Source organism: Amycolatopsis nalaikhensis (genome assembly GCF_030264295.1).
Taxonomy (GTDB): domain Bacteria; phylum Actinomycetota; class Actinomycetes; order Mycobacteriales; family Pseudonocardiaceae; genus Amycolatopsis; species Amycolatopsis nalaikhensis.
Map to the genome: position 1 here is coordinate 4,547,049 of NZ_CP127173.1, position 16,099 is coordinate 4,563,147.

Consider the following 16,099-nt stretch of genomic DNA (forward strand, 5'->3'; position numbering starts at 1 on the left):
TCGTGCGGAGCGTACGGAAGTGTTCGCGTACTGGCTGTCTCGAGCCAGCTGTGGCCACGCTGACGTATGCCTACAGCGACTCGACCGCCGTCGTCGGCCCGCTGGCCACCGCCTCCGAGCCGCATTCGTACGACCTCTGCGAGGCCCACGCGCTGCGGCTGACCGTGCCCAAGGGCTGGGAGGTCGTCCGGCACGAAGGTGCCTTCGCCGCGCCGGACCCGTCGGCCGACGAGCTGACCGCGCTGGCCGAGGCCGTGCGCGAGGCCGGCCGCTCCGACAAACCCGCGCCCGCCCCGGAGCCGGAGGGCCCGTCCGGGCGCCGCGGTCACCTGCGGGTCCTGCCCGGTCGCGCCTGAACGCGTCACCCACCCACCCCGCCGGTAGGCTTTCCGCGCGGCGCAGCGGGCGCCAGGACGACTATTCGCGGGGAGACGGCGTGCCAGACCTTTCGGGCATCGTGAAGGCCTACGACATTCGCGGCGTGGTCGGCGAACAGCTCGACGCGGGCCTCGTGCGCGACTTCGGTGCCGCGTTCGCCCTGCTCATCAAGCCGGAGGCGCCCGCGGTGGTGATCGGCCACGACATGCGCGACTCGTCGCCGCGGCTGTCGGCCGCGTTCGCCGAGGGCGTCACCTCGCAGGGTCTCGACGTCGTCAGCATCGGCCTCGCCAGCACCGACCAGCTCTACTTCGCGTCGGGCTCGCTGAACATGCCGGGCGCGATGTTCACCGCGAGCCACAACCCGGCCAAGTACAACGGCATCAAGCTGTGCCGCGCCGGCGCGTCCCCGGTCGGCCAGGACACCGGCCTCGCCGAGATCCGCGACACGGTCGAGCAGGGCGTCCCCGAGTTCGAGGGCCAGCGCGGCACGGTGACCGAGCGGGACGTCCTCGCCGACTACGCCGCCTACCTGCGCAACCTCGTCGACCTGTCCGGCAGCCGTCCGCTGAAGATCGTCGTCGACGCCGGCAACGGCATGGGCGGCCACACGGTCCCGACGGTGTTCGCCGGGCTCCCGATCGAGGTCGTGCCGATGTACTTCGAGCTCGACGGCAGCTTCCCGAACCACGAGGCCAACCCGCTCGACCCGAAGAACATCGTCGACCTGCAGGCGAAGGTGCGCGAGGTCGGCGCGGACGCCGGCATCGCCTTCGACGGCGACGCCGACCGCTGCTTCATCGTCGACGAGCGCGGCGAGCCGGTTTCGCCGAGCGCGATCACGGCGCTGGTCGCCGTCCGCGAGCTGGCGAAGGACCCGGGCGGCACGATCATCCACAACCTGATCACGTCCAAGGGCGTGCCGGAGATCGTCGCCGAGCACGGCGGCAAGCCGGTCCGCACCCGCGTCGGGCACTCGTTCATCAAGGCCGAGATGGCCCGCACCGGCGCCATCTTCGGCGGCGAGCACTCCGCGCACTACTACTTCCGCGACTTCTGGCGCGCCGACACCGGCATGCTCGCGGCCATGCACGTCCTCGCCGCGCTCGGCGAGCAGAGCGGCCCGCTGAGCGACCTGACCAGCGCGTACTCGCGCTACGCGGCCTCCGGCGAGATCAACTCCACGGTCGACGACCAGGTCGCGAAGATGATGGCCGTCAAGGACAGCTTCGGCACCCGCTCCGGCGTCGAGATCGACGAGCTCGACGGCCTGACCGTGCAGCTGCCGGGCGGTGCCTGGTTCAACCTGCGGCCGTCGAACACCGAGCCGCTGCTCCGGCTGAACGTCGAAGCGGCCAACACCGAAGCCGTGCGGGGGCTGGTGGACGAAGTACTCGCGATCATCCGCAGCTGAGAAGTCCACGGTGAAAGGGCGCAACCGTGTCCGGAAGGTGCCCTTCACCACACCCCTTTGCGTGGTATGGAGGAACCATGGCCATCACGCTCGACGCCCAGCTCCTCGAGATCCTGGCGTGCCCGTCGCCGGATCACGCCCCGTTGCGTCCCGGGGCGCCGGACGACCCCGAGGCCGACGCGCTGACCTGCACCGAGTGTGGCCGGGTGTACCCGGTCCGTGACGGGATCCCGGTGCTGCTGCTCGACGAGGCCACCGTGCCCGGGAACTCCGATGCCGACAGTGCTTGACGACTCGCTGCTCGACGACCCCGCGCGGCTGGCCGAAGCCGACAGCGCGGGGCTGCTCCGCGCGGCCGCGATGGCCGGCGCCCAGGTGCGGGCGACCGCCGAGCTCGCCGCCGAGCTGGAAGCTTCTCGGAGCGGCTCGACATGGGCCGCCCGCGCGCCGTCGTGCTCATCGACCGGCCGGGCGTGAGCCGCACGGTCACCCGGCTGCTGGCCGCGCTGCTGGCGCCGTCGTGCCCGGTGCCGGTGGTCGTCGCCGAGGTCGTGCCGAGCTGGATCGGCGCGCTCGACGTCGTCTTCGCGCACACCGACGACCCCGGCGACCGCGAGCTGGCGGCGTCACTGGAGCGCGCCGCCCGCTACGGCGCGTCGGTGGTGCTCTCCGCGCCGTCGGAAGGCCCGGTCGCGGCCGCCGTCGCGGGCAAGGGCCTGCTGCTGGCGCCGCGCATCCCGGTGCCGCCCGAGCTGGCGTTCCCGCGCGGGCTGGCCGCCGGGCTGCTCACCGCCAACGCCCTCGGCCTGCTGATGTCGGACATCCAGGTGCTGGCCGACCAGCTCGACCTGGAAGCCGAAAAGGACTACCTGGCCAGGGAGTCGTTCGCGAACCCGGCCAAGGCGCTCGCGCTGCGCGTCGCCGACCGCGTGCCGCTCCTGTGGGGGCTGGACCCGGTCGCGGTCGCCGTCGGCGAGCACGCTGCGCACGCGTTCGCCGCCCACGCGGCTACCGTGTGCGACGTCGAGGACTATCGTCAGGCCCTGGCGCGCCCCGCACTGCGGCGGGCGGCGCAATCAGGCAGCGGGGAGCGTGACATCTTCGCCGATCCGGACGATCCCTCTGGTGACATCCCGACCCGGGTGCTGCTGCTCGCGGTGCGGACCGGTCCGGCCGCGGACGCGGCGCGCTACCAGGCCGAGGACCTGCTGCCCGGTGCGGACGTCATCGCCCCGGCCGAGGAGATCGAGGCCGACGAGATCGTGCGGGCCGCGGTGCTGGCGCTGCGGTTCGAACTGGCGGCGGTCTACCTCGGGCTGGCGGCGGGCAGCATCGGCGGCGCGGGCCGCTTCGCGCCCGCGACGGCGTGAGACCCGCCGAGCACCGGCCCCGGCCGGTGCCGAAGGAGTGGAGTTGAGGTGACAGTGGAGCTGCTGCGCAACGCGGTGCGGCCCTACGCGTGGGGATCGCGGACGGCGATCCCCGAGCTGCTGGGCCGTCCGGTACCCGCGCCGCACCCCGAGGCCGAGCTGTGGATGGGTGCCCACCCGGGCGACCCGTCGCACGTCATCGGCCCGGACGGGACCGAGCGGAGCCTGCTCGAGCTGGTCGAAGCCGACCCGCTCGGCCAGCTGGGTGAGCGCTGCGCGAAGCGGTGGGGTGGGCGGCTGCCGTTCCTGCTGAAGATCCTCGCCGCGGAGGAGCCGCTGTCGATGCAGGCGCACCCGTCGGCGGCCCAGGCCGCGGAGGGGCACGCCCGCGAGGAGCAGCTGGGCATTCCGCGGGACGCGCCGAACCGCAACTACCCGGACCCGACGGCGAAGCCGGAGCTGGTCTGCGCGCTGACGGAGTTCCACGCGCTGGCCGGGTTCCGCGCGCCCGACCGCACGGTGAAGCTGCTGAAGGCGATCGAGACGCCGGGACTGGCGAAGTACACCGGGCTGCTGGAGGCGGAGCCGGACCCGTCGGGGCTGCGCGCGCTGTTCACGACGTGGATCACGCTGCCCCAGGCGTCGCTCGACGAGCTGCTGCCCGAGGTGCTGGAGTCGTGCGTCCGGCACGTGAAGGAGCACGGCGAGTTCGCCGTGGAGTGCCGGACGATCCTGGAGCTGGGCGAGGCGCACCCGCGCGACGCGGGCGTGCTGGCGGCGTTGCTGCTGAACCGCCTGACGCTGCGCGCGGGCGAGGCGATCTACCTGCCCGCCGGCAACCTGCACCTGTACCTGCACGGCACGGCCGTGGAGATCCTGGCGAACTCGGACAACATCCTGCGCTGCGGCCTGACGCCGAAGCACGTGGACGTGCCGGAGCTGCTGCGGGTCGTCGACTTCGCGTGCGGCGAGATGCCGGTCCAGTGCGGTGACACGGGTGGTCGCATGGCGGTGTACCGGACGGACGCGCCGGAGTTCGAGCTGTCGCGCGTGGAGTGGGCGGCGGGGCAGGACGACGAGATCGCGGTCGACAGCGTCGGCCCGCAGATCCTGCTGTGCACGGCGGGCGACCTGCTGGTGACGGCCGACGACGGCGAGAAGGTCGAGCTGCGCCGCGGCCAGTCGGTGTGGTTGCCGGCGGCGGACCCGCCGGTGAAGGTCCGGCCCCTCGACGGAGCCCGGTCCCAGCTGTTCCGCGCGACGGCGGGAACCTGCGAGGACTGAACCGGGCGTCTGTGTACGTTCCGTGTGGTGCTCTTCTCCACTATCGACCATCAGGGTGGTTCTGCCGCCCTGTGGTGTCGATTTTCAAGGAGAACGAGCTGGTGACTTCCTATCCCCACGCCGCGACCGGGCTTCCCCAGGCTTCCCCGGTCACGGCTGGTTCCCGGCCCGGACTGCTGCTGGGTCTGGTGGGTGCGGCCGTGGTGTCGGCGCTGGCGTCGATCATCGACGGAGTGCTGCTGTTCGTGGGCGGCCGTGACATGGCGCTGGACGTCGCGGCGCAGACGATCGCCTCGATCACGGGAGCATCGGCGGAAGCGGTGAAGGCCGACGGCGGAGCCCTGCTGCAGGCGGCGCTCGACGAGGTGCAGGGCACGCTCGCGGTCCGCGGCGGGGTGGCGGTGTTCTTCGGGGTGGTGCTGCTGTTCTGGGGTCTGCTCGCGCTGCGGGGAGCGGTGTGGGTGCGCTTGCTGCTGACGCTGGCGGCGCTGACGAACGCGGGAGTGGCCCTGCGGCTGGCGACGGACGCGGAGGGCGGAACGGCCGCGATCCACGGCGTGGCTTGGCTGGCGTTGGTGACGGGGTTGGTCGTCGTCGTGCTGGCGTGGCTGCCGCCGGTCAACCGGTACGCGAAGGCCCGAAAGGTCTAGCAGCCCCCTGGGGGTGGCGCCGGTCCTGAGGGCCCGGCGCCCGTGGGCGTGAGGTGGTGTCGCGAGGGGGCGGCACCACCTCGTATGACCGGCGGCGGGTTCGGGGAGGGCTCGCCGGAGGGGGGAGCGGTGCCAGGCTGGGGGGCGCTGGCACCGCACGGGGCGGCCGAGGTCGGCGTGGGGGCGCCACCTTGTCCGACCGCCGGTGCGGCCTCGCTCAGGCCGGTTCCGTGAGGGCGAGCAGCGCCCGCCGGAGAGGAGGGGTGCTGGCGTCGCGTGGTTCGGCCAGTGCGCGCGCTGGGTGTGCGGCCTCGCTCAGGCCGGTTCCGTGAGGGCGAGCAGCGCCCGCCGGAGAGGAGGGGTGCTGGCGTCGCGTGGTTCGGCCAGTGCGCGCGCTGGGTGTGCGGCCTCGCTCAGGCCGGTTCCGTGAGGGCGAGCAGCGCCCGCCGGAGAGGAGGGGTGCTGGCGTCGCGTGGTTCGGCCAGTGCGCGCGCTGGGTGTGCGGCCTCGCTCAGGCCGGTTCCGTGAGGGCGAGCAACGCCCGCCGGAGGGCGGCGGCGCTGGCGTCCCGTGGCTCGGCCAACTGAGCCGCCTCCAACGCGGCCTCCTCCGCCGCAGCACCGTCCCCCGTCGCTTCGTAAGCCCGCCGCAGCACCAGCCACGTGAGCCCGGTCGCGGGCTTGCCGCCCATCTCGCGGAACTCGTCGAGACAAGCGCGAAGCACCGGAATCGCTTGCGCAGCACGGCCTTCGCCGATCCAGCTCGCCGCGATCGCTCGCGTACACGACAACTCGCGCGGACGTTCGTCAAGCTCCCGCGCGATGTCCCGAGCCTCCCCGAAGGCCTCGACCGCCTCGCCGCGCCGCCCCCGCGCGGCCGCGATCGCGCCCAACGTGCGCAACGACTTCGCGAGCGCCGAACGAGCCATCGAAGTCCGCAGCAGAGCCACCGATTCCGTGATCGCCGCCGCGGCTTCGTCCGGCCGCGCGCCCAAGAACTGCGACCACGCGACGCCGTGCAACGCGATACCGAGCTGCCGGAGATCGCCGGATTTCCTCGCCAGCGCAACCGTTTCACCGTCGACTTCGAGGGCCTCCGCGATCCGGCCCAACCGGTGCAGAGCCGCCGCCTCGGCAGACCGCACCCAAACCGGCTCGGAACCGTCCACAGTGAACAGTTCACGCGCGTGCGCGGCCGTCTGCAACGCTTCTTCGGCGAGCCCCAAGCCGATCAAACAATGGGCCAGGTTCGCCAAAACCCACGCATGGGTCCGGTGATCACCCTGCGCCTCCAGCTCCTTCGCGCACGAGCGGTACCGCTCCGCGGCCTCCTCGTACTGCCCGCGCGCGTGACGCAACAGCGCCAGGTTGGCCTCGGCGACCGTCGCCACAAGACGGTCGTCCGCGGCCGCCAGCACCATCTCGTACCCCGCGCGCATGTCGGCGTAGTGCCCGTACAGGTACAGGTACACGCTCAGCCGGTCCATCAGGAGCAGCGCGTCCTGCGCGCCCAGCGTGCCGACGAGCAGCAGGAGGTTCGCGCGCTCGGCGGCGAACCAGTCGTCCGGACGCGCGAGCAGCCGGGTCACCAGCTCGTGCGGCAACGGCTGCGCTGGTGGCTTCCGGGCCGGTGGCGGCATCGGCACCGTTCGCGGCAGGCGGCTCGCCGCCTCGTCGGCGAGGGCGAGCGTCGCGGCCAGTGCGCTCCGGCGCCCCTCGTCCGGCACGTCGCCCAGCTCCGCGGCGAACAGCCGGACGAGGTCGTGCATCCGGTACCGGGCTTCGCCGGTCCGGTCGGCTCCGCGCGCCTCCAGCAAGCTCGCCTCGACGAGCTCCTCGACCGCCTGGTCCGCGTCCGGGGCGCCGACCAGCGTCGTCACCGCCCACGCCGGCAGGTCGGCGAGGCGGCACCGGCCGAGCAGGCGGAACGCGCGCCGCGCGGGTGGCCGCAGGCCCTCGTAACTCAGCGCGATGCTGCTCCGGACGGCCAGATCGCTCACGATCAGCTCGTCGAGACGGCGGACCTCGTCCTCCAGCCTGCCCGCCAGCTCGCCGAGCGGCAGGTGCGGGCGGATGGCCAGCCTGCTGCCCGCGATCCGCAGCGCCAGCGGCAGCCGCGCGCACGCGGCGACGATCCGCTCGGCGTCCTCGCGCTCCCGGGCCACCCTGGCCCCGGCGAGGCGGCCCAGCAGCTCGGCGGCGTCGTCGCCGGACAGCGGCCCGAGTGGCAGCCGGTGCGCGCCGGCCAGCCCGCTCAGCCGTCGGCGGCTCGTCACCAGCACCGCGCAGCCCGGCGTGCCCGGCAGCAGCGTGCGGACCTGCTCGGGGTCGGCGGCGTCGTCGAGCACCACCAGCACCCGGCGGTCGGTGAGCCTGCCGCGGAACACCGCCGCGCGGGCCCGCACGTCGTCCGGCACCGCGGGGCCGGGCACGCCGAGCGTGCGCAGCAGGTCGGCCAGCACCTCGCCGACGTCGCGGCCGCCGAGGGGCACGTACAGCTGGCCGTCGGGGAAGCGCGCCCGCAGGCGGTGCGCGGCCCGCACGGCGAGGGTGCTCTTGCCCGCGCCCGGCTCGCCGCTGAGCACCGCGACCGGGACGCCGGAGCCGCCGCCCAGCGCCGCCGTGAGCTCGGCCAGTTCGGCGTCGCGGCCCGTGAAGTCCCCGATGTCCGGCGGCAGCTGGCACACCGGCCAGACCGGCGTGGACGCCGTGGCCAGCCGGGGCACCGGGTCTTCGCCGCGCAGCACGGCCGCGTGCACCCGGCGCGCCTCGGCGCCCGGTTCGACGCCCAGCTCTTCGATCAACGTGGTCCGCAGCCGCCGGTAGATCTCGAGCGAGTCGCCCTGACGCCCGGCCCGGTGCAACGCGATCATCAGCTGCGCGGCCAGCCGCTCCCGCAGCGGGTGCTCGGTGATCATGGCCTGCAGCTCGCCGGTGAGCTCCCCGTGCCGCCCGGCGGTGAGCTCGGCGTCGACGCAGTCCTCGAAGACGGCCAGCCGCTCGGACTCCAGCCGCGCGACGTCGGCGTCGAGCCGCGGGACGTGCAGCCCGGCCAGCACCGGCCCCCGCCACTGCGCGAGCGCCCGCCGGTAGTGCCGTGACGCGGCCACGGGATCCCCGGCCCGCTGTCCCTCGGCGACGGCGGACCGGAAGACGAGCAGGTCCAGCTCGTCCGGCTCGACCCGCAGCCGGTAGCCGAGCGGCCCGTGCTCGACGCGCAGGCCGTCGATCCGGTCGCGCAGCCGCGAGAGGTAGGTGTGCAGGTTCGAGGTCCACGACTTCGGCGGCCGCTCGGGCCACAGCGCTTCGACCAGCACGTCGACGTGGACGTGCTGGTTGGCGTTCAGCAGCAGCACGGCCAGCAGCGTGCGCTGGCGATCCCCGCGCAGGACCGGCCAGTGGCCGGGCGGGCTTTCGATCGCGAGCGGACCGAGCACGGCGAAGTGCGCCATGTCACCTTCCCCAGTCTGGTGAGCAGGGAGAGCCACGGTAGCGGAGGGGTCCGACAGAAACGGCGCCTCCGCCGAAGGCGGCCGGTGGCAGCCGCCGCGGGCGCGCCCTACTAGGCTCCACCCGGACATTCAGGACCTACCAGGGGAGCGGTCGTGTCAGCTGGAGGCGGAACCAAGGCGATCATCGCGGCGCTCGGGGCGAACGCCGGGATCGCGGCCGCGAAGTTCGTCGGCTTCCTCGTCACCGGGTCGTCGTCGATGCTGGCGGAGTCGGTGCACTCGCTGGCCGACACCACGAACCAGGGCCTGCTGCTGCTCGGCCAGAAGACGTCGAAGCGGGCGGCCGACAAGGAGCACCCCTTCGGCTACGGCCGGGACCGGTACTTCTACTCCTTCATCGTCGCCCTGATGCTCTTCACCCTGGGCTCCGCCTTCGCGATCTACGAAGGCATCCACAAGGTCGGGCACCCCGAGCCGCTGGACTCGCCGATCGTCGCGGTGATCATCCTCGTCGTCGCGGTCGCGCTCGAGGGCTACAGCTTCTACACCGCCGTCGGCGAGTCGCGGAAGATCAAGGGCGACGCGAGCTGGTGGGGCTTCATCCGGCAGGCCAAGGAACCCGAGCTGCCCGTCGTGCTGCTGGAGGACGCCGGCGCGCTGCTCGGTCTCGTCTTCGCCCTCCTCGGCGTCGGGCTGTCGGTGATCACCGGCGACCCGGTCTGGGACGGCATCGGCACCCTCGCCATCGGCGCGCTGCTCGGCGTCATCGCGATCATCCTGATCGTCGAGATGAAGAGCCTGCTCATCGGCGAAGGCGCCACCGAGAGCGTGCTCGCGACGATCGTCGACGAGCTCGCCGCGGGCAAGGTCGAGCGCGTCATCCACATCCGCACCCAGTACCTGGGCCCGGACGAGCTGCTCGTCGCGGCCAAGCTCGCGATGGTGCCCGGCCTCGACACGGCCGAGCTGGCGATGGCCATCGACGACGCCGAGGCCCGCGTCCGCGCCAAGGTGCCGGTCGCGAAGCTGATCTACCTCGAACCGGACCTCGATCGCAGCCTCGCGAAGTAGCTCAAGATCCACTTCCGGACCGTCGGCAAGCCGTCACGGGCGTGACCCGTTAGGGTGACTTACCGCGATACATGCAGGCCAGCCGCAGGAGGTCAACGGTGCCCGGAACGGGATTGTGGCGCACTAAATCGATCGAACAGTCCATTGCGGACACCGACGAGCCGGACACCAAGCTCCGGCGCAACCTGAGCGCGTGGGACCTCACGGTCTTCGGCGTCGCCGTCGTCATCGGCGCCGGTATCTTCACGCTCACCGCGCGCACGGCCGGTGACTACGCCGGCCCGTCGGTGTCGCTGGCCTTCGTCTTCGCCGCGATCGCCTGCGCGCTGGCGGCGCTGTGCTACGCCGAGTTCGCCTCGACGGTCCCGGTCGCGGGCAGCGCGTACACGTTCTCGTACGCCACGTTCGGCGAGTTCATGGCCTGGATCATCGGCTGGGACCTGATCCTCGAGCTGGCCGTCGGCGCGGCCGCGGTGTCCAAGGGCTGGTCGGTGTACCTCGAGACGGTGCTCGGCTACCTCTTCGGAAAGGGCACCAAGACGACGTTCGACGTCGGCGGCGTGACCGTCGACTGGGGCGCGCTGGTCGTCGTCGCCGTGCTGACGACGCTGCTGGTCATCGGCACCAAGCTGTCGTCGCGGGTTTCGATGGTGATCACCGGCATCAAGGTCGCCGTGGTGCTGTTCGTGATCATCCTCGGCATCTTCTACATCAAGGGCGCCAACTACTCGCCGTACATCCCCGAAGGCGTCAGCGGCAGCTCGGCCCAGACCGGCGTCGACCAGTCGCTGTTCTCCCTGATCGCGGGCGGCGCGAGCAGCTCGTTCGGGGTCTTCGGCCTGCTCGCCGGCGCGTCGCTGGTGTTCTTCGCCTTCATCGGCTTCGACATCGTCGCGACGACGGCGGAGGAGACGCGCAACCCGCAGAAGGCCGTGCCGCGCGGCATCATGGGCTCGCTGGCGATCGTCACCGTGCTCTACGTCGCGGTGTCGCTGGTGGTCGTCGGGATGGTGTCCTACAAGGACCTCGCGACGTCGGCAGGCGACGGCAGCCACAAGACGCTGGCCACGGCGTTCGCCGCGAACGGCGTCGACTGGGCGGCCAACATCATCTCCTTCGGCGCGCTGGCCGGCCTGACCACCGTCGTCATGGTGCTCATGCTGGGCCAGGTCCGGATCATCTTCGCGATGTCGCGCGACGGCCTGATGCCGCGCGGGCTGGCGAAGACCAGCGAGCACGGGACGCCGAAGCGCGCGACGCTCATCGTCGGCGGCCTGGTCGCCGTCGCGGCCACGTTCTTCCCGGCGGACAAACTGGAAGAAATGGTCAATGTGGGCACGCTCTTCGCGTTCGTCCTCGTTTCGGCGGGCGTGCTCGTGCTGCGCCGGACGCGCCCCGAACTGCCCCGCGCGTTCCGCGTGCCGTGGGTGCCGGTGATCCCGATCCTGGCGATCCTCGCCTGCCTGTGGCTGATGCTGAATCTGACCGTGCTGACCTGGCTGCGGTTCCTCGCCTGGATGGTGCTGGGCGTGGTGATCTACTTCGGGTACAGCCGGCGGCACTCGCTGCTCGGCAAGCGGCAGGCGGAAGAACCCGTCAAGGCGCCCGAAGCCTGACTTGCACCGAAAAAGCCCCGCTGACCCGGTTTCCCAGGTCGGCGGGGCTTTTCGCGGTCCGTTTCCGAAACGCCCGGTCACGGTCAGGTCAAGAGGATCTAGCTTTTCGGGTGTTACGGGGTCCCCGAGGTGAGGGGTGGCGTGACGTGCGATACCTTTCGGTCCTTCGCGAGCCACCGACGGTCTAATTACCGCCGTGTAATTAACACGTTCGAGGGCGTTGCGATCCCTGATTTGGCAGGTTCCTCACCCTCGGTAACTGGGAGTTCCGAATGCGCAGACGTACCTTCCGCGGCGCCGTGACCGTCATGGCGCTGACCACGGCCGCCCTGATCGGCACCGCCGGGGCCGCGCTGGCCTGCTACCCCTCCGACGGCCGCGCCACCCCGGTTCCCAAGAACGCGTCCAGCTGCGAGGACGCCAAGCTGCCCGGCAAGACGCTGGCGACGTCGGACAAGCCGACCGACCTCATCGAGTTCACCGGCGGTGTGCCGGACAAGGACAAGTCCCTGACGATCACCAAGGTCGACGAGAGCGTCACCGTGACCGCGATCGTGGTCAAGGGCGGCGACGGCTACAACATCTACGTGCCCGGCGAGAAGGGCCTGCCCGAGACCCCGCCGTGGAAGGACCTGATCTCCCCGCTGAACGGCGGCAAGCAGGTCCCGGCGATCAGCCACTGGTTCGTCTGCGGCGCCAAGAAGGACGCGCCGCCGACCAAGACCACCACCGCGACGCCGCCGACCTCCACCGAGACCTCGAAGCCGAGCACCCCGGCGACGTCGGACACCTCGGTCGCGCCGACCAGCACCACCGCTCCGGCCGCCGTCCCGGCGGGCAACGAGTCCGGCACTGGTGGCGGCCTGGCCAACACCGGTTTCGACAACAGCTGGCTCATCTGGGTCGCGGGCCTGCTGCTGGTCGCCGGTGGCGGTCTGCTCGCGCTGCTGAAGTTCCGCCGCAAGGCCTCCGAGTGACGCCTCGCTGACGCTCCACGAGGGGCACCTTCACGGCTTCGAAGCCGTGAAGGTGCCCCTCACGGCTTTCCGGGGAAGTCCCCGAAGAGCAGGCCCTGTTCGCCGCCGGAGGGTTTGCCGAGCCCGGCGGCCATCGCGACGGCGTGGTCCCATTCCGCGTCGACCACGTAGTCCTGGTGCTTGAGCACCCCCGGCGCCCAGCGGTGCCGCCCGGTCGGGCCGCGCAGCGGGTCCGGCAGCCAGTGGTCGCCGCCGAGGATGAGGACGCCGTTCTCGTCGGCCTTCGCCGACACCGGTCCGCAGCCGCCCTCGGGCAGGAACCCGACGCCGTGCAGGCGCCGCTCGGCCACCGAGTGCCGCCAGGTCGTCACACCGCCGCCGAAGATGTCCGTACCGCGGCACAGGGCGCGCCACCGGCCGTCCAGGTCCGCGAAGAGCTGCTCCAGGGCCTCCTGCGGCAGCAGCGCCGGGAACGCGCGCTGGTAGCCCCACTGCAGCGGGGACCCGGCCGTCAGCACGCCGACGCGTTCGAGGTCCGCCTCGGGCAGTTCGGCCGTCAGGCGGGCGGCGGCCATGATCGTGAGCAGGCTGCCGAGGTTGTAGCCCGAGAGCACGACCCGCGTCCCCGGGTCGGCGAGGTGTTCGCGAGCGCGGGCGGCCAGCTCCGGGACGACCTTCAGCGCGTAGCAGGGCGGCACCGTCGGGTGCGCCGCTCGCGGCCAGAAGCACACCAGGTCGGCCAGCGCGCCGAGGTGACGGCTGCGCTGCGGGGTCCGCGCGGCCGTGTAGACGACGCGCAGCAGGCCCGCGGCCAGCGCGCCGAGCGCGACGACGCCGATCGCCGACAGCGGCCCGAACCAGCCGGGCACCAGCCCGAAGCCGAACCGCAGCACCAGCAGGGCCGCGCCGCCCGCGGACATCGCCGACGCCACGGCCAGCGCGAGGTGGTGCAGGTGCCGCCGTTCCCACGCCGACCGCGCCCACGCCGCGGCGGCCTGCTCCTCCTGCCGCTTGTCGTGTTCCATCAGCTCGACGATCTCGGGGATGCCGCGCCGCAGCCTGCGCAGGGGAACGGCGACCGCGAAGCCGAGCACGCCGAGCACCGCGGCCAGCGCCAGCCCGGCGCCCCACAGCACGGTGACCAGCACGTACGTGTCGGGGACGCGCAGCTGGTCCGCGCCGGAGAGCCGCCGCAGGGCTTCCGCGAGGCCGGCGCCGAACCCGCCGCCGAGCAGGCCGGCCAGCGCGAGCACCGGGGCGGCCGCCCAGCCGCCCATCCACGGCCGCAGCCGTCGCGGCTTGTGCCGCCAGCCCGGCCGGGCCAGCAGCGCGGCCGGGGCGAGGAACACCGCGAACAGCACCGTGACGGCGACCAGCGCCGCGCCGAGCCCTTCGACGACGCCGTTGGTGCCCGGCAGCGGGCCCGCGCCGGGCCGCAGCCGCACCGCGGCGACGACGACCAGCAGCGTGGCGAACGCGAGCACGCCGGGGCGGGCGAAGCGCCCGGTGTCGACGCCGATCGCGGCCGCGACGACGACGGCGAGCACCAGCGCCAGCGTCACGAGCCAGACGACCGCGCCGAAGACGTCACCCGGCACCTGGAACGGCCCGCCGAGCAGCAGCAGCGCGACCGACGCCAGCGCCGCGACGGTGTGCAGGCAGCGCAGCGCCGGCGTCTCCGGGTCGGCGCGCATCCGCAGCGGCCCGCCGGTGAGGTCGCCGTCGGCGTGCACGGCCCAGGTCGCCGAGGAGATCCGGTGCAGCACGAAGATCACCGCCAGCAGCGGCAGCACGCCGACCGCGATCCGGGTGGGGACCGAGCGGAGCACGTCCGGGATCACCGGCAGGCAGCCCGACCCGGGCGCGAGGCACTGCGTGGCGAACAGGTCGAGCGCGGTCGCCGCGAGCTGGCCCATGAGCAGCATCGTCAGCAGCAGGGCGCCGACGCGCAGCAGGCCGCGGCACACGGCGCCGAGCACGTGCGGGAGGCGGCGGCCCGGCGGCGTCGGCGGCAGCATCCAGAAGGCGACGTTGGCCAGCGAGAAGGGGAACAGCAGCGCCCAGGTCGCCTTCGCGGCGCCCCCGGACGTCATGCCGTGCCAGAGGTAGCCTTCGAGGGTCCGCGGGATCGTCCGGCCCAGCGCCGGCAGGACGGGACCCGGCGCCGGGCGGCGCAGCCGGTCCGCCGGGCGGATCACGCGGCCCAGCCCGTCGCCGGCGACGTCGACGGTCGAAACCGCGTCGAGCAGGGTTTCCCCGCTGGTGCCGACCAGGCCGGCGACGCGGATTTCGACGACGCGGGTGTCCGGGCCGGGCATGGGCACGGTAAGGGTCTCCTAACCGTTCTAGGGATGGTCGAGCGGACAACGGTAGTGTTCCGGTGTCATCGAGTCTTGGAGGAATCGCCACTATGACCCCCGAAAGCGTTGCCCAGCGGCACCAGACCCGCAACGGCATCGAGTTCGCCGTCGCCGACCTCGATGCCGCCGAGTTCGGCCGCAAGGAGATCCGCCTCGCCGAGCACGAAATGCCCGGATTGATGGCGCTGCGGCGCGAATACGCGGAGGTCTACCCGCTGCGCGGGGCACGCGTCTCGGGGTCGCTGCACATGACGGTGCAGACCGCGGTGCTGATCGAGACGCTGGTCGCGCTCGGCGCGGAGGTGCGCTGGGCCTCCTGCAACATCTTCTCGACGCAGGACCACGCGGCGGCCGCGGTCGTCGTCGGCCCGCACGGCACGCCGGAGGAGCCCAAGGGCGTCCCGGTGTTCGCGTGGAAGGGCGAGTCGCTCGAGGAGTACTGGTGGTGCACCGAGCGGATGCTCACCTGGGACGGCGACGGCCCGAACATGATCCTCGACGACGGCGGCGACGCCACGATGCTGGTGCACAAGGGCACCGAGTACGAGAAGTCGGGTGTCGTGCCGACCCCGGACGAGAACACCTCGGACGAGTTCCGCGTGTTCCTCGAGCTGCTGCGCCAGTCGGTCGCGGCGGACACGGGCAAGTGGACGAAGATCGGCGAGGGCATCCGCGGCGTCACCGAGGAGACCACGACGGGTGTCCTCCGCCTGTACCAGCTGGCCGCGGCCGGTGAGCTGCTGTTCCCGGCGATCAACGTCAACGACGCGGTGACGAAGTCGAAGTTCGACAACCGCTACGGCATCCGCCACTCCCTGATCGACGGCATCAACCGCGGCACCGACGTCCTGATCGGCGGCAAGGTCGCGGTGGTCTGCGGCTACGGCGACGTCGGCAAGGGCGCGGCGGAGTCCCTGCGCGGCCAGGGTGCTCGGGTGATCGTGACGGAGATCGACCCGATCTGCGCCCTGCAGGCGGCGATGGACGGCTACCAGGTCCGCACGCTGGAGAACGCGCTGCCGGAGGCGGACATCGTCATCACGACGACCGGCAACAAGGACGTCGTGCTGGTCGAGCACATGGCGAAGATGAAGCACCAGGCGATCCTGGGCAACATCGGCCACTTCGACAACGAGCTCGACATGGCCGGGCTGGCGCGCTACCCGGGCATCCGCCGGATCAACATCAAGCCGCAGGTCGACGAGTGGATCTTCCCGAACGGCAACACGATCATCGTGCTGTCCGAGGGGCGTTTGCTCAACCTGGGCAACGCGACCGGCCACCCGTCCTTCGTGATGTCGAACAGCTTCTCGAACCAGGTGATCGCGCAGATCGAGCTGTTCACCAAGCACGAGGAGTACGACAACGAGGTCTTCCGGCTGCCGAAGAAGCTCGACGAGAAGGTCGCGAAGATCCACCTCGAGGCGCTGGGTGGCGAGCTGACGAAGCTGACCAAGGAACAGGCCGAGTACATCGATGTGGATGTCGAAGGGCCGTTCAAGCCGGAGCACTACCGGTACTGAGGTTC

At 72.2% G+C, this 16,099-nt stretch carries 11 protein-coding genes and 1 pseudogene; 10 read left to right on the forward strand and 2 right to left on the reverse strand.

Annotation, left to right across the window (positions count from 1 at the left end; genetic code table 11):
• Window positions 1-2 precede the first annotated feature (2 nt).
• From QP939_RS22490 to QP939_RS22515, 6 genes and pseudogenes are all read left to right on the forward strand, one after another.
• Window positions 3-356 carry a DUF3499 domain-containing protein gene (locus QP939_RS22490; protein WP_033261311.1) on the forward strand — a complete coding sequence of 118 codons (354 nt, stop codon included), beginning with the start codon at window positions 3-5 and terminating at the stop codon, window positions 354-356.
• Window positions 357-436: 80 nt separating this feature from the next.
• Window positions 437-1,792 (forward strand): phosphomannomutase/phosphoglucomutase, encoded by a 1,356-nt coding sequence (locus QP939_RS22495; protein WP_285458790.1) that lies wholly within the window; start codon window positions 437-439, stop codon window positions 1,790-1,792.
• A gap of 77 nt (window positions 1,793-1,869) precedes the next feature.
• A complete protein-coding gene (locus QP939_RS22500) occupies window positions 1,870-2,082 on the forward strand; it encodes a Trm112 family protein (protein ID WP_285458791.1) in 213 nt (70 codons plus the stop codon).
• A pseudogene (locus tag QP939_RS22505) lies at window positions 2,066-3,162 on the forward strand (hypothetical protein). The gene QP939_RS22500 and the pseudogene QP939_RS22505 overlap by 17 nt, the downstream one beginning before the upstream one ends.
• Window positions 3,163-3,216: 54 nt before the next feature.
• On the forward strand, window positions 3,217-4,446 hold the full coding sequence (manA, locus tag QP939_RS22510; protein WP_285459820.1) for a mannose-6-phosphate isomerase, class I: 1,230 nt from the start codon (window positions 3,217-3,219) through the stop codon (window positions 4,444-4,446).
• Between the two features lie 101 nt (window positions 4,447-4,547).
• Window positions 4,548-5,096 carry a hypothetical protein gene (locus QP939_RS22515; protein WP_285458792.1) on the forward strand — a complete coding sequence of 183 codons (549 nt, stop codon included), beginning with the start codon at window positions 4,548-4,550 and terminating at the stop codon, window positions 5,094-5,096.
• Between the two features lie 511 nt (window positions 5,097-5,607).
• On the opposite strand, the gene QP939_RS22520 is transcribed toward QP939_RS22515, so the two are convergent.
• Window positions 5,608-8,547: an AfsR/SARP family transcriptional regulator gene (locus tag QP939_RS22520; protein ID WP_285458793.1), complete on the reverse strand. Its 2,940-nt coding sequence runs from the start codon at window positions 8,545-8,547 to the stop codon at window positions 5,608-5,610.
• 153 nt (window positions 8,548-8,700) lie between these two features.
• Here QP939_RS22520 and QP939_RS22525 point away from each other — a divergent pair, with 153 nt between their 5' ends.
• From QP939_RS22525 to QP939_RS22535, 3 genes are all read left to right on the forward strand, one after another.
• Entirely contained in the window at window positions 8,701-9,618 is a 918-nt protein-coding gene (locus QP939_RS22525) for a cation diffusion facilitator family transporter (RefSeq protein ID WP_285458794.1), read from the forward strand.
• A gap of 98 nt (window positions 9,619-9,716) precedes the next feature.
• Complete coding sequence (locus QP939_RS22530; RefSeq protein ID WP_285458795.1) at window positions 9,717-11,234, forward strand: amino acid permease; 1,518 nt, start codon at window positions 9,717-9,719, stop codon at window positions 11,232-11,234.
• Window positions 11,235-11,506: 272 nt separating this feature from the next.
• The gene (locus QP939_RS22535) at window positions 11,507-12,211 is read left to right on the forward strand and encodes an LPXTG cell wall anchor domain-containing protein (RefSeq protein WP_285458796.1); all 705 of its coding nucleotides are present in this window, start codon (window positions 11,507-11,509) and stop codon (window positions 12,209-12,211) included.
• Between the two features lie 59 nt (window positions 12,212-12,270).
• Here QP939_RS22535 and QP939_RS22540 read toward each other — a convergent pair whose 3' ends face one another.
• Window positions 12,271-14,529: a hypothetical protein gene (locus QP939_RS22540; RefSeq protein ID WP_285459821.1), complete on the reverse strand. Its 2,259-nt coding sequence runs from the start codon at window positions 14,527-14,529 to the stop codon at window positions 12,271-12,273.
• Between the two features lie 92 nt (window positions 14,530-14,621).
• Here QP939_RS22540 and ahcY point away from each other — a divergent pair, with 92 nt between their 5' ends.
• The gene (ahcY, locus tag QP939_RS22545; RefSeq protein ID WP_285458797.1) at window positions 14,622-16,094 is read left to right on the forward strand and encodes an adenosylhomocysteinase; all 1,473 of its coding nucleotides are present in this window, start codon (window positions 14,622-14,624) and stop codon (window positions 16,092-16,094) included.
• Window positions 16,095-16,099 lie beyond the last annotated feature (5 nt).

Bases quoted from the DNA above. Each gene is read 5' to 3' on its own strand.
- QP939_RS22500 (WP_285458791.1), top strand. From the start codon at position 1,870: ATGGCCATCACGCTCGACGCCCAGCTCCTCGAGATCCTGGCGTGCCCG.
- QP939_RS22520 (WP_285458793.1), bottom strand. From the start codon at position 8,547: ATGGCGCACTTCGCCGTGCTCGGTCCGCTCGCGATCGAAAGCCCGCCC.
- QP939_RS22535 (WP_285458796.1), top strand. From the start codon at position 11,507: ATGCGCAGACGTACCTTCCGCGGCGCCGTGACCGTCATGGCGCTGACC.
- QP939_RS22540 (WP_285459821.1), bottom strand. From the start codon at position 14,529: ATGCCCGGCCCGGACACCCGCGTCGTCGAAATCCGCGTCGCCGGCCTG.
- ahcY (WP_285458797.1), top strand. From the start codon at position 14,622: ATGACCCCCGAAAGCGTTGCCCAGCGGCACCAGACCCGCAACGGCATC.